14 protein-coding genes are annotated in these 12,462 nt (G+C 74.3%); 11 read left to right on the top strand and 3 right to left on the bottom strand.

The features are described from left to right. Positions 1 to 106 precede the first annotated feature (106 nt). The 9 genes from BM237_RS29275 (at position 107) to BM237_RS11975 (ending at position 7,701) form a co-directional block, all read left to right on the top strand. Complete coding sequence (locus tag BM237_RS29275; protein ID WP_175540981.1) at positions 107 to 490, top strand: hypothetical protein; 384 nt, start codon at positions 107 to 109, stop codon at positions 488 to 490. Further along, positions 487 to 687 (top strand): DUF2180 family protein, encoded by a 201-nt coding sequence (locus tag BM237_RS29270; RefSeq protein ID WP_175540980.1) that lies wholly within the window; start codon positions 487 to 489, stop codon positions 685 to 687. The genes BM237_RS29275 and BM237_RS29270 overlap by 4 nt, the downstream gene beginning before the upstream one ends. A 153-nt stretch (positions 688 to 840) precedes the next feature. After that, positions 841 to 3,786 (top strand): Na+/H+ antiporter subunit A, encoded by a 2,946-nt coding sequence (locus BM237_RS12005; RefSeq protein WP_093849581.1) that lies wholly within the window; start codon positions 841 to 843, stop codon positions 3,784 to 3,786. After that, a complete protein-coding gene (locus tag BM237_RS12000) occupies positions 3,783 to 4,247 on the top strand; it encodes a Na(+)/H(+) antiporter subunit C (protein WP_093849580.1) in 465 nt (154 codons plus the stop codon). Before BM237_RS12005 ends, BM237_RS12000 begins: the two co-directional genes overlap by 4 nt. Next, on the top strand, positions 4,244 to 5,890 hold the full coding sequence (locus BM237_RS11995) for a Na+/H+ antiporter subunit D (RefSeq protein ID WP_093849579.1): 1,647 nt from the start codon (positions 4,244 to 4,246) through the stop codon (positions 5,888 to 5,890). Before BM237_RS12000 ends, BM237_RS11995 begins: the two co-directional genes overlap by 4 nt. After that, complete coding sequence (locus BM237_RS11990; protein WP_093849578.1) at positions 5,887 to 6,480, top strand: Na+/H+ antiporter subunit E; 594 nt, start codon at positions 5,887 to 5,889, stop codon at positions 6,478 to 6,480. The genes BM237_RS11995 and BM237_RS11990 overlap by 4 nt, the downstream gene beginning before the upstream one ends. After that, positions 6,477 to 6,743: an MrpF/PhaF family protein gene (locus tag BM237_RS11985; RefSeq protein WP_093849577.1), complete on the top strand. Its 267-nt coding sequence runs from the start codon at positions 6,477 to 6,479 to the stop codon at positions 6,741 to 6,743. Before BM237_RS11990 ends, BM237_RS11985 begins: the two co-directional genes overlap by 4 nt. Beyond that, positions 6,740 to 7,195, top strand: coding sequence for a monovalent cation/H(+) antiporter subunit G (gene mnhG, locus BM237_RS11980; protein ID WP_093849576.1), 456 nt, complete (start codon positions 6,740 to 6,742; stop codon positions 7,193 to 7,195). The genes BM237_RS11985 and mnhG overlap by 4 nt, the downstream gene beginning before the upstream one ends. 203 nt (positions 7,196 to 7,398) lie before the next feature. Then, entirely contained in the window at positions 7,399 to 7,701 is a 303-nt protein-coding gene (locus tag BM237_RS11975; RefSeq protein ID WP_175540979.1) for a DUF6343 family protein, read from the top strand. A 71-nt stretch (positions 7,702 to 7,772) separates the two neighbouring features. Here BM237_RS11975 and BM237_RS11970 read toward each other — a convergent pair whose 3' ends face one another. Next, a complete protein-coding gene (locus BM237_RS11970) occupies positions 7,773 to 8,954 on the bottom strand; it encodes a zinc-dependent alcohol dehydrogenase (protein ID WP_093849575.1) in 1,182 nt (393 codons plus the stop codon). A gap of 119 nt (positions 8,955 to 9,073) precedes the next feature. Here BM237_RS11970 and BM237_RS11965 point away from each other — a divergent pair, with 119 nt between their 5' ends. Both BM237_RS11965 and BM237_RS11960 read left to right on the top strand, forming a co-directional pair. Next, complete coding sequence (locus BM237_RS11965) at positions 9,074 to 9,739, top strand: HemK2/MTQ2 family protein methyltransferase (protein WP_175540978.1); 666 nt, start codon at positions 9,074 to 9,076, stop codon at positions 9,737 to 9,739. Continuing rightward, on the top strand, positions 9,723 to 10,007 hold the full coding sequence (locus tag BM237_RS11960; RefSeq protein ID WP_281253917.1) for a CDGSH iron-sulfur domain-containing protein: 285 nt from the start codon (positions 9,723 to 9,725) through the stop codon (positions 10,005 to 10,007). The genes BM237_RS11965 and BM237_RS11960 overlap by 17 nt, the downstream gene beginning before the upstream one ends. Positions 10,008 to 10,036: 29 nt before the next feature. Here the strand turns inward: BM237_RS11960 and BM237_RS11955 are convergent, their stop codons facing one another. After that, positions 10,037 to 11,107, bottom strand: coding sequence for an iron-containing redox enzyme family protein (locus tag BM237_RS11955; protein ID WP_093849574.1), 1,071 nt, complete (start codon positions 11,105 to 11,107; stop codon positions 10,037 to 10,039). Then, complete coding sequence (locus BM237_RS11950) at positions 11,104 to 12,240, bottom strand: carboxylate-amine ligase (protein WP_217655844.1); 1,137 nt, start codon at positions 12,238 to 12,240, stop codon at positions 11,104 to 11,106. The genes BM237_RS11955 and BM237_RS11950 overlap by 4 nt, the downstream gene beginning before the upstream one ends. Positions 12,241 to 12,462 lie beyond the last annotated feature (222 nt).

Genomic DNA, 12,462 nt, shown 5'->3' with positions numbered 1-12,462 from the left:
GGCCCGTCCCGTCCCGCCCGCCGGGGGCGCGAACCGGCGCACACCCGGTGTTTCCGTCCCCTCGCCCCGGGTACTGCGCGAAGTGCGGAAGGAGGGATGGTGCGGCGTGCTGGTCGGCCTGCTGTTGCTGTTGACGGTCTATGTGTCGGTGGCCCTTCTGACGGCCCGTGTGGTGTACGGCATCGAGCGGGTCCGGGTCATCGAGCTGGAACGGGACTGGCATGCGGACGAGGACCCGGTCGAGCGGTTCCGGCGGCAGGGCCAGTCGGCCACCGCGTCGACGGCGTTCCTGTACGGAATGGCCTGGCCGGTCGTCGTACCGGCGTATCTCTTCTACCGCTGCGCCGCACTGGTGATCACGGGAAGGCCCCCGCCCGCCCCCTGCGAGCGCGCCGACAGGGCCGAACGGCTGGACGCGCGCATCCGCGAACTGGAGGAGTCGCTGGGGCTGCGCGGCCACGCACTGGACGAGAACGGACCGAGGCCATGAACTGCTACGAGTGCCTGACGCGGGACCGCACCACCACCGCCGTCGCGGTGTGTTCACGCTGCCATGTCGGCCTGTGCCCCGAACACCTGCGGATCGAGGCCGAACTCGTCAGCGAGCCGCGGGGAATGGGCCAGGTCACCCAGACGCCGGAGGCCCGCCGGGCGCTGTGCGAGGTGTGTGCTCAGGCCGAAGGCTGACGCCGCGTCACCCGGGCCAGCGCCCCCACCCCCACCCCCGGCCCGGGCCCCGGCCCCCGGCGCGACCGTGCCACGGACGGGTGTACAGCCACACGACACACGTCCCTTTATGTACGCTCTGTTCGCCCATGCGCGGTTCATCCGGGAGTGTCCTTGCTGGTTCTGATCGCCGCCCACGCCGCCGTGGCCGCCCTCCTCCCCGCCCTCGCACCGCGCGCCGGGCGCGCCGTGTGGTGGGTGGCCGCCCTGGTGCCGCTGGCCACGCTGGTCTGGGCGGCGGCGCTCACCCCTGGCGTGCTCGACGGGGACACACCCGTGGAGCACTTCGGCTGGGCGCCCTCGCTGGGCCTGGAGGTCGTCCTGCGGCTGGACGCGCTCTCGCTGCTGATGACGGTGATCGTCAGCGGAGTCGGAGCCGCCGTCCTGTTCTACGGCGCCCGCTACACCTCCGAGGGGCACGGCCGCGAGTCCGCGCTGCTGCTCGCCTTCGCCGGCGTCATGCTCGGCCTGGTCACCGCCGACAACCTGCTGGTCCTGTACGTCTTCTGGGAACTGACCACCGTGGTGTCGTTCCTGCTCATCGCGGGCCGGGGCAGAACGCGGGAGCACCGCCAGGCGGCCCAGCAGGCCCTGGTCGTCACCACCGGCGGAGGCCTGGCGATGCTGCTCGGCTTCGTGATGCTGGGGGAGACGGCCGGCACCTACCGGATCTCGGAACTGGTCGCCGACCCCCCGGACGGCGGATACGTCCCCGCCGCGCTGGTGCTCGTCCTGGTGGGCGTCTTCACCAAGTCGGCGCAGTTCCCCCTGCACGGCTGGCTGCCCGCCGCGATGGTCGCGCCCACCACCGTGAGCGCCTATCTGCACGCCGCCGCCATGGTCAAGGCCGGCGTCTATCTGACGGCCCGGCTGGCGCCCGGCTTCGCCGACACCGAGCCCTGGCGCCCCCTGGTGCTGACCGTCGGCCTGCTGTCGCTGGTCCTCGGCGCCTGGCGGGCCCTGTGGGAGAGCGACCTCAAACGCGTCCTGGCCTACGGAACCATCAGCGAACTCGGCCTGCTCATCGCACTGTTCGGCTACGGCACCCGCAACTCCGCGCTGGCCGGCGAGGTGATGCTGCTGGCACACGCCACCTTCAAGGCGTCGCTGTTCCTGATCACCGGCCTGGTCGAGCACCACACCGGCACCCGCGAGATCGGCCGGCTCTCCGGCCTGGGCCGCCGCAGGCCGGTCCTGCTGGCACTGGCCGCCCTCGCCGCCGCCTCCATGGCCGGACTGCCGCCGCTGGTCGGCTACCTGGGCCACGAGGCGTACTTCGACGCCTTCTGGAACGCGGCCCGGCAGGGTCCCGGGGCGGGCGAGGAGTGGGTGCTGGCCGCCCTGGTGGCCGGCTCCACGCTCACCGTGGCCTACGCCGTCCGCTATCTGTGGGGCGCCTTCGCGAGCCGGCCCGGCGCGGAGCCGACACCGCAGGAGGACCCCGGCGACCGGGCGCCCGGCATGGCCGTACCCATCGCCGCCCTGGTGACGGCCACCGTCGCCCTGGGCGTGTGGTACCCGGGCACCGAGACCCTCACCGAGCCCTACGCCGACCGGCTGCCGTCCCCCCAGAAGCCGTACCACCTCGCGCTCTGGCACGGGCTGAGCCCCGCTCTCGGACTCTCCGCCGCCGCCCTGGCCGCCGGTCTCCTGCTGTACCGCCTGCGCCCCGCCCTGGCCGCGCTGCGTGAGCGCGCGCCCCGCGCCCCCGACGCGCAGAAGGGCTACCGGCGCACCGAACAGGGCCTGGACCGGGCCGCGCTGGGATTCACCCGCCGCACCCAGGTCGGCTCCCTGCCGGTCTATCTGACCGTGCTGCTGACCACCGTGCTGGTGGTGCCGGGCACCGCCCTGCTGCTGCGCGACACCCCCTTCACCGCACCGCCGCTGTGGGCCTCGGCCATCCAGGTGCCGCTGGGCGTGGTGGTGCTGACCGCGGCGGTCACCCTGGCCCGCGTACGCCGGCGGCTGTCGGCCGCCCTGCTGGCCGGGGCGGTGGGCTACGGGGTCGCCGGCCTCTTCCTGGTGCAGGGCGCACCGGACCTGGCGCTGACCCAGCTCCTGGTCGAGACGCTGACGCTGGTGATCATCGTGCTGGTGCTGCGCGGTCTCCCGGCCCATCTGGGCCCCCGGCGCGCGCGTCCCCGTACGCGCCGCCTGCGCCTGGCGCTGTCCGCCGCCGCCGGCACGCTCGTCGCCCTGCTGGCCGTGGCCGCCTCCGCCGCCCGCCGGGACCCGGCGGTGTCCGCCTACTACACCGAGCACGTCAAGGAGGCCGGGGCCCACAACGTCGTCAACGCGATCATCGTGGACTTCCGCGCCATGGACACCCTCGGGGAGATCGCCGTGCTGCTGGTGGCGGCCATCGGCGTGGGGGCCCTGATCCTGCTTCCGGCGGGCGCCAGGGAGGCCGCCGGGGCGCCGGTCCGCTCCCGGCCCCCCGCCGCGGACCGGTATCCGGACACCGCGCGCTGGGGCGTGCCGCAGGACCGATGGCTTCCGGAGGCGGAGAACATGCCCGCCCACGACCGCCTGATCATGCTGGAGGTCGTCACCCGGCTGCTGTTCCCGTCGATCCTGGTGCTCTCGGTCTATCTGCTCTACTCCGGCCATCTGCGGCCCGGCGGCGGCTTCGCCGGCGGGCTGGTGGCCGGGCAGGCGTTCACCCTGCGCTATCTGGTGGGCGGCCGGATCGACGTCGCGTTCGCCGGACGGGTCGATCCCCGCGTCATCGCGGGCGCCGGACTGGCCCTGGCCGCGACGGCGGGCCTGGCCCCGATCGCCTTCGGCGGCGAGCCCCTGGCCACCGCGCTGCCGAGCGTGACGCTGCCGGTCTTCGGCCATCTGGAGCTGAGCACCAGCGTGGTCTTCGACACGGGGGTCTACCTGCTGGTCGTCGGGGTGTGCCTGAAACTCCTGGCGGCCATGGGCCCCGCCCAGGCGCCCGTCGAGGAGGCGCCGCGGCCGTCCGGCGGTGAGCCCGGCGGTGAATCCGGCGGTGAATCCGGTGGAGCCGGGCAGTCCGTACCCTCCGACGCACCCGGGAGCCGCGGCCGATGACGACTCTGGACCTGACATCGGCCGTGGTGGTGGGCGGGCTGTTCGCCGTCGGCTTCCACCTGCTGCTGCAGCGCTCCCTGATGCGCCTGCTGTTCGGCTTCCTCGTGCTCGGGCACAGCACCAACCTGCTGATCCTGCTGGCCGCGGGGCCGCCGGGCAGACCGCCGGTCACCGGACACGGGCAGGACAAGGCCTCGTTCGCCGACCCGCTGCCGCAGGCCATGGCCCTGACCGCGATCGTCATCACCTTCGGCATCTCCATCCTGCTGCTCGCACTGGTCTACCGGGGCTGGCTGATGCTCGGCCACGACGAGGTCCGCGACGACGTGGAGGACCGCAGGCTGGGCGAGAGCGAGCACCCCAGGCGTCCCGGCGACGCGGCCGGGGAACCGGGAGAGACACCCGAACGGACGACACGGGAGACGACACGGGAGACACCGGGGAAGGGGGAGGAGCGGTGACCGACTGGCTGCTGATCGCACCCGTCCTGCTGCCCGTACTGGCCGCGGGTCTGTCACTGGCCGTGTGGCGCAGCGCCGGCGCGCAGCGGCTGCTGGGCACCGGCGGGCTGCTGGTGGCGCTGGTGGACGCCGTGGTCCTGCTGGTCCTCAGCGACCGGCGCGGCCCGCAGGTGCTGGACGTCGGCGGCTGGCCGGCCCCGGCCGGCATCACCCTGGTGGCCGACCGGCTCTCGGCACTGCTGCTGACGGTGGCGCTGGCGGTGGCACTGGCGGTGCTGGTCTTCGCCATCGGGCAGGGCACCGTCGGGAGCGGGAGCGGCGACCCGGTCCACGCCCCCTTCCACCCCTCCTACCTGCTGCTGGCGGCCGGGGTCTCCCTGGCCTTCCTGGCCGGGGACCTGTTCAATCTCTTCGTCGCCTTCGAGCTGATGCTCGCCGCCTCCTACGTGCTGATCAACCTGGACGCCGACGAGAGCCGCATCCGGGCCGGGATGACGTACACCATCACCAGCCTGCTGTCGTCGCTGCTCTTCCTCACGGCCATCGGAGTGGTCTACGCGGCCACCGGCACGGTCAACCTGGCCGACCTCGGGGACAGGATGCCGGGCCTCCCCGAAGGGCTGCGGACCGTCTTCAGTCTGCTGCTGCTGATCGTCTTCGGCATCAAGGCGGCCATGGTGCCGCTGCACTTCTGGCTGCCGGACAGCTACCCCACCGCCCCGGCGCCCATCACCGCCGTACTGGCCGCGCTGCTGACCAAGGTGGGCCTGTACGCGATGGTGCGCACCCAGACGCTGCTCTTCCCGCGCACCGAGCCGTGGACGCCGCTGCTGGTCGCGGCGGGGGTCACCCTGCTGGTGGGCATCCTGGGCGCCATCGCCCAGCAGGACCTCAACCGGCTGCTGTCCTTCGTCCTGGTCAGCCACATCGGCTACATGCTCTTCGGGCTGTCCCTGTACTCCGTCACCGGACTCACCGGGACCGTCCTGTACGCCATGCACCACATCGCCGTCCAGGCCGCGCTGTTCCTGATCGCGGGCCTGGTGGTCGCCTGGAGCGGCACCGCGTCGCTGAGCAGACTGGCCGGTGCGGCTCCGCCGCCGGGAATCCTGGCGGCGCTGTTCCTGATCTCGGGCCTGAGCCTGGCCGGGATCCCGCCGCTGTCCGGTTTCGTCGGCAAGCTCGTCCTGCTCCAGGCGGGAACGGAGCAGGGTGGCGCGGCCGCCCTCGCCCTGCTGGCCGCGGCCCTGCTCACCAGCCTGCTGACGCTCTACGCGATGGCCAAGGTGTGGCGGGCGGCGTTCGCCACCGGATCCGGACGGCCGCCCCCGGCGCGGCCCCGCGGCGCCGGGACGCGGCTGATGGTGGGCGCCACCGCCGGCACCGTGCTGATCGGTGTGGCGCTGGCACTGGGCGCCGGACCGGTGGCACGGGTCGGCGAGCGCGCGGCGGTGGACCTGCTGGAGCGCGACGCCTACCTGGAGGCGGTGCTCGGAGGGCGGGGTGCGATCCCCACGGACGTCCGGGAGGCCGAGGAACCCGAGCACACACGGAGCACCGGGCGGATCCGGGTCGGCGAGGAAGGCCCGGGCGGCGAGAACGACCGAAGCACCCACCGGACCGAGGAGCGGGAGCGCCGATGAGTTACACGGACGACACCACCACCGCCGCGCCCCCCGCCGGGAACCGGCTGCGGGGACGCTGGCCGGTGGTGCTCTGGCTGTGGCTGCTGTGGATCGTGCTGTGGGGGTCGGTGAGTCCCGTCGTGCTGGTCTGCGGCGCGGTGGTGGCGCTGGCGGTGGCGGTGGTCTTCCCGCTGCCGCCGATCGGCCACCGGGCGTCGGTCCATCCCCTCGGACTGGTCGTGATGGCCGGGAACATGCTGGCGGACCTGGTCCGCTCGGCCCTCGTGGTGGCCCGGGAGGCGGTGCTGCGCGGGCCGCGGACCAGGGCCGCGGTGCTGGAGGTGCAGTTGGAGGCGGACACCGACCTGCTGATCACCGCCACCTCCCATCTGGTCACGCTGACACCGGGCACGCTGGTGCTGGAGATCGACCGCGTGCGGCGCAGGCTGTACGTCCACGCGCTGCCGGTGCGCGACGCCTCGCAGGTCCCCGGGCGGCGCGCGGAGACGTCCGAGGACGAACGCCGTGTGGTGCGGGCCCTGGGCACCGCCGAGGCGCGCGAGCGCCTGCTGCGGCGGGACGGGCACGCGAAGGGGGTGCGGCGGTGAACGCGGTCGCCGTCGCCGCCCTGGCCCTGCTCTCGGCCGCCGCGGTGCTGGTCCTGGTCAGGCTGGTGCGCGGCCCGCGTTCCCTGGACCGGATCGTGGCGGTGGAGGTGTTGGTGACGCTGCTGGTCGCCGGGGCCTGCGTGGCCATCGCGGTGTGGGAGTACACCACGTTCGTGCCCGTGCTGGTCGTGCTGGCGCTGCTCGGTTTCATCGGGGCGATGACGGCGGCGCGGCTCATCGAGGAACGGGAGGAGCTGCGATGACCCGGCTGGCGGCCGACGGCGGCGCGGTCGTGGTGGCCACCGCCTCGGCCGTACTGCTGCTGACCGGCGCACTCTTCTGTCTGCTGGGGGCGCTGGGGCTGCTGCGCTTCCCCGACACCGCCTCCCGGCTCCACGCCTCCTCCAAGGCCCAGACCCTGGGCGTGCTGCTGTCCCTGCTGGGCGCGGCCCTGCGGGTGCCGCTGCCCTATGCCGGCCTGCTGCTGCTCGTCGCCCTCTTCCAGCTGTTCACCGTGCCCGTCGCCGGTCAGGTCGTCGGCCGGGTCGCCTACCGCACCGGCGCGGTGGACCGGAGCACCCTGGTGGTGGACGAACTGGCCGGGCGGCTGGGGCCCCCGGACCCGGAGGCCGCGGCGGAGCCGGACGACACCGGGAACGGGAGCGCGGACGAGCCGGAGGACGGCGCCGGGGGCGGACGGCGCCGGGAGTCCTGACGCGGTCCCGGCCGTCCTCCGGAGCCCCGCACCGGCGCCCCTGACGGCGGGAGGGGCGTACCCCCCCGCCGAACCCCCGCCGCGCCGCCCGCCCGCGCCCGCGACACCGGCGCGGCGGCATGGCCGGGAGCGGCGGAGGGTACCCGGCGCGGCCGGAGGACCCGGAGGACCATGAGAAACCGGAGCCGAGGAGGTGCACCCGCATGCGGATCCCCGGCCGGTCGCGTACCGGCACCGAACCCGTGACGGCCCGCAGTCCGCTGGGACTGCGGCTGCTGCTGTCCGTCGTGTACATCCCGGTCTTCCTGGCCGGGACGGTGTTCTTCGCCCTCTGGGCGGCGGACTCGGGTCCGGGCGACGCCCCCAGCGCGGACTCGCTGCGCACCATCGCCTGGATCTGCGCCGCGCTGACCCTGGTGGGCGTGATCGACCTGATCGTCGTCCTGGTGCGCCGCAGGCGCGAACGCGCGGCGATCGGGGGAGGAGGAGGGCGGCGCGGGCCGTGAGGGTCCGGTCCCCGGCCCGCGCCGCCCCGCCGGGAGGACCCGGGGGCGTGAAGACCCCGGGGGCGCCGGGCCTACGGCCGCAGGACGACCTTCACCGCGCCGTCGGCCTTCTTCTGGAACATCTCGTACGCCTGGGGGGCCTTCTCCAGCGGCACGTGGTGGGTGGCGAAGTCGTCCACGCCCAGCACGTCCTCGTCCGTCAGCAGCGGCATGATCTCCGGGATCCAGCGACGGACGTTGGCCTGGCCCATGCGCAGCTGGATCTGCTTGTCGAACAGGGTGAGCATCGGCAGCGGGTCGGTCATCCCGCCGTAGACGCCGATGATCGAGATGGTGCCGCCGCGCCGCACCGCGTCGATGGCGAGCTGCAGGGCGGCCAGCCGGTCCACGCCCGCCGTGGTCATCAGCTTCTCGGCGATCTTCTTCGGCAGCAGCCCGGTCGACTTCTGCGCCACCTCGGCGACCGCGCTGCCGTGGGCCTCCATGCCCACCGCGTCGATGACCGCGTCCGCGCCGCGCCCGTCGGTCTTCTCCCGGACGACGTCGGCGACATCGTCGTGCTCGGTGAGGTCCAGCACGTCCACGCCGCGCGCCCGGGCCCGCTCCAGCCGCTCGGGCACCAGATCGACGCCGATCACCTTCTCCACGCCCAGGTGCAGCGCGATCCGGCAGCACATGTCGCCGATGGGGCCCAGGCCCAGCACCACCAGCGATCCGCCCTTGGGCGCGTCCGCGTACGCCACCGCCTGCCAGGCCGTCGGCAGCACGTCCGACAGGTACAGGAAGCGGTCGTCGGCCAGCCCCTCGGGCACCTTGACCGGCCCGTAGTGCGCTTGTGGCACCCGCAGGTACTGGGCCTGGCCGCCGGGCACCTGACCGTAGAGCTTGGTGTAGCCGAAGAGCGAGCCTCCGGTGCCGAACTTGCGGTTCTGGGTGGTCTCGCACTGGGTCTGGAGGTCCTGCGAGCACATGAAGCAGGTGCCGCAGGCGATCTGGAACGGCATCACCACACGGTCGCCGGGGGAGAGGTCCGGCACCTCGGGGCCGACCTCCTCCACGATGCCCATCGGCTCGTGCCCGAGGATGTCACCCTCCGTCATGAACGGGGTCAGCACGTCGTACAGGTGCAGGTCCGAGCCGCACAGCCCGCTCGACGTGATCCGCACCACCGCGTCCGTCGGCTCGCGGACCGCCGGATCGGGGACCTCGTCCACCCGTACGTCGCGCCGACCGTGCCAGACCACTGCCTTCATCGTTCTCCACCTCTCCTCGCGGGGGACCGGCCGGGTACCCCGGTGCGGGCCGGCCAGTCCCGCCCCGCGGGCCCGGGACGGGTGCGTTAGGGGAGCGGCAAACGAGGTATCCGGTGTTCATGTTGCTGCTCAGGCCCCCCGGGGTGTACGCGCCCCAGGACGACACCTGGCTGCTGAGGCAGGCGCTGCACGACGCCGCGCTCGCTCCCGGAGCCCGCGTCCTGGACCTCTGCACGGGCACCGGAGTGCTCGCCATGACCGCCCTGCGGATGGGCGCGGCCGAGGCGGTGGCGCTGGACGCCTCGCCCCGGGCCGTGCTCGCCGCCCGCTGCAACGCCTGGCTGCACCGGCTGCCGCTGGCGGTACGGCGCGGCGACCTCGCCGACGCCCTGACCGAGGCGGAGCACGGGCGCCCCTTCGACGTGGTCCTCACCAACCCGCCGTACGTGCCCTCCCCGCGGCGCGAACCGCCCCGCGGGGGCGCGGCGATGTGCTGGGACGGCGGGCCGGACGGCCGCGCGGTGCTGGACCGGCTGTGCGCGTACGCGCCCGCGCTGCTGGCGCCGGGCGGCACCATGCTGATGGTCCACTCCGGGCTGTGCGGCACCGGGGCCACACTGGCCCTGCTGCGCGGGCAGGGGCTGAAGTCCTCCGTGGTGGCCCGCACCACCATCCCGTTCGGCCCGGTGCTGCGCGGGCGCGCCGCCTGGCTGGAGGAGCGGGGTCTGATCGCACCGGGGCAGCGCACCGAGGAACTGGTGGTGGTCCGTGCCGACCGCCCCTGAACCCGCCGGTGAGGGCCGCGCCCGGCGTGTGGTGATCGACCCCGAGGGCCCGGTGCTGATGGAGGGGCCGGTGGAGGTCGTCCTCCCCGACGGCCGTATCGCCCGTTCGGACCGCTTCACGGTCGCCCTGTGCACCTGCCGCCGCAGCCGCCGCTACCCGTGGTGCGACACCAGCCACCGCCGCAGGGAGCGACGCCCGAGGCCCGCGGACACGGAACCGAACACGGAACCGAACACGGACCCGGAGGCGGGGGAGGGCCGGGGCTGACCCGGTCCTCCCCCGCCCCCGGATACCCGTCAGACCTCCAGCGGGCGCCGCAGCGAGGTGGCGCCGGCGCGCCAGGAGCCCAGCAGACGGTCCGCCAGCCGCTCCTCCAGCAGCTCGGTGGCGCGGATGCCGAACACGACGTCGGCGGCCAGCTCCGGCTCGCGCGCCAGCAGATCGCCGATGACGTCCCGGCGCATCACCTGCTCGTGCACGGCGTCCGCCTCGATGTGCTCGGTGAAGAACAGCACGCACTCGGGCGCGGCGCCCATCCGCTCCAGCGCCCTGGCCATCTTCCGGGCGCTGGGCGCGGTGCTGATCTCGGCCGCCGCGAAGTGGCCCACCAGCGCGCCGCGCAGGGACCGGTGCAGCCCGCACAGCGACATCAGGTTCACCCCGGCGACGATCGGGGCGGGCACGTCGTCGAGGTAGCGCAGATAGGACGGGTCCAGGCCCGCGCCCGCCATCAGGTCCGCGAACAGCCGTGCGTGCACCCGTTCCCCGCGGCCCCCGCCGAACTCGTCGTACTCCACCGCCACCAGCGACGCCTTGGCCTGGCCGTCGAGACGGGGGATGACCCAGGCGTGCGGGTCGGCCTCCTTGAGGTGGTAGACCGAGCGGTGCGCGATGTACTCGCGCAGCTGCCACCACTCGCCCTCGCGCAGCAGGAAGTCCGACACCCCGCCGCCCTCGGCCGGCTCCACCAGCAGCGGTTCCAGCGCGGCGCTCACGTCCGAGTCCGAGGCCGTGCCGGTGAGGGTGTCGCGGCGCAGGGCGTTCAGGAAGACCCGTTCCAGACCGGCGCGCAGCCGCAGCAGGTCCGGATCCCACTCCCACTCGGCCGACACGCCCGCGAAGCCCCGGTAGTGCAGCTCGTAGCAGACGTACAGGGCCAGTTGCAGGTCCTCGCCGTACGGGTCGGCCCTCTCCACCGCCGCCCTGAGGGACGACGGCAGCCGCGCGGGCGGCGGGGCGGCCAGGGCCGCCAGCACCGCCGCGCTCACCTCACCCCGCTCGGAGGGAAGGTCGGCCGTGACGGCGCCCGAGGGGCCGCCTGCGGCGGAGCCGGCCGCGCCGGCGGCCGAACCTGTGGTGGTCGTCATGCGCGCTTGTGCTCCCTCGCGTCGGTCTGGGCGGCCAGCAGTTCCACCACCGCCCGGGGGCCGCCCCGCGCCCAGGCACGCCGCTGCCTCTCGGCCCCGGTGCCGTCCTCGCGCACCGTCTCCAGCAGCCGCCGCACGGCCTCGGTGTCCCCGGTCTCCTCCAGGGCGGGCGCGACGTGCCGCAGCAGCGCCTGGAGCAGTTCGCCGGCCGGCACGCGGGCGCGGGTGACCGGATCGACGCCGTCGCCCCGCAGCCCGTAGCGCGCCGCGGACCACACCGCGGCCCTGGCCGCCCGCTCGTCCAGCTCCGGCTCCGGAACCCCCGCCTCCAGCTCGGCCAGGGCCCGGCGCACCAGGGCCCGCCCCAGCGCGGCCTGGAGCACCGCGTCGTCGACGGTGGCCGCCGCGTCCGCGACCCGGAACTCGACCGTGGGCAGCCACGGCGAGGGGCGCATCAGCCAGAAGCTCATCCGGTCGTCGATCAGCGCCCCGTAGGACACCAGCCGCGCCACCTCCGCGTCGTGGAAGGCGGCGTCGGGGAAGCGGGGAGGCATCCCGGCGGCGGGGAAGCGCAACTGCTCCATCATGCGCCAGCTGGCGTAACCGCGGTCGCGGCCCTCGCAGAAGGGGGAGTTGACCGACAGCGCCAGCAGCGTCGGCAGCCAGCGGCGCACCCGGTTGACCACGGCCACCGCCGTCTCCCGGTCCGGCACGCCCACATGGACGTGGCAGCCGCACACCTGGTAGTCGTCCACGATGTCGGCGAAGAGCTCCGAGATGCGGCGGAAGCGCTCCCCCTCGGCCACCGGAGGACGCCCGTCGCTCAGCACCGCCGTCCCGGAGGACAGCAGCAGCAGACCCTCCTCCCGGGCGGCGTCCACCAGCCGGGCGCGGTCCTCCGCCAGCTCCCCGCGGATCTCCTCCAGCGAGGTGCACACCCCGGTGGCGGACTCCACCTGGCTGGAGAGGAACTCCGCCTTGTAGCCGGAGCCGTCGGCGGCGGACGCCTCGTGGTGGGCGCGGCGCAGTACCGCCCGGGCACCGGGCACAGCGCGGGCGGTCGTCGGGTCGGCCAGGAGGAACTCCTCCTCGACCCCCATGGTCAGCCCCCCGGCGGTTCCATCCCTGGTCACGGCAGTGTGGGTACCCCCGGCCCGTCCGGCGAAACGGGCGGGGGTCTTCCGGGACCAGGCCACGGGTACCGCGACCGCTCGCACCGGGCGCCGCCGCGGCCCCCTGGGCGTTTCCCGTATCCCGCACCTCTCCCGCACCGGACGCGATACGCCGGGGTACCCGCGCCCTGGTCCCGGAAACAGCACGATCGGTGCGCAGCCGGGGCACACCGCGCGTTTCCG

This window comes from Streptomyces mangrovi (assembly GCF_900114215.1).
Classification (GTDB): domain Bacteria; phylum Actinomycetota; class Actinomycetes; order Streptomycetales; family Streptomycetaceae; genus Streptomyces; species Streptomyces barkulensis.
The sequence above is the reverse complement of the archived record's forward strand: the minus strand, read 5'-3'. Positions and strand labels throughout refer to the sequence as shown.

Excerpts from the sequence above, each read along its gene's own strand:
- BM237_RS29270 (WP_175540980.1), top strand. The coding sequence starts at position 487 with ATGAACTGCTACGAGTGCCTGACGCGGGACCGCACCACCACCGCCGTC.
- BM237_RS12000 (WP_093849580.1), top strand. The coding sequence starts at position 3,783 with ATGACGACTCTGGACCTGACATCGGCCGTGGTGGTGGGCGGGCTGTTC.
- BM237_RS11990 (WP_093849578.1), top strand. The coding sequence starts at position 5,887 with ATGAGTTACACGGACGACACCACCACCGCCGCGCCCCCCGCCGGGAAC.
- mnhG (WP_093849576.1), top strand. The coding sequence starts at position 6,740 with ATGACCCGGCTGGCGGCCGACGGCGGCGCGGTCGTGGTGGCCACCGCC.
- BM237_RS11975 (WP_175540979.1), top strand. The coding sequence starts at position 7,399 with ATGCGGATCCCCGGCCGGTCGCGTACCGGCACCGAACCCGTGACGGCC.
- BM237_RS11970 (WP_093849575.1), bottom strand. The coding sequence starts at position 8,954 with ATGAAGGCAGTGGTCTGGCACGGTCGGCGCGACGTACGGGTGGACGAG.
- BM237_RS11965 (WP_175540978.1), top strand. The coding sequence starts at position 9,074 with ATGTTGCTGCTCAGGCCCCCCGGGGTGTACGCGCCCCAGGACGACACC.
- BM237_RS11955 (WP_093849574.1), bottom strand. The coding sequence starts at position 11,107 with ATGACGACCACCACAGGTTCGGCCGCCGGCGCGGCCGGCTCCGCCGCA.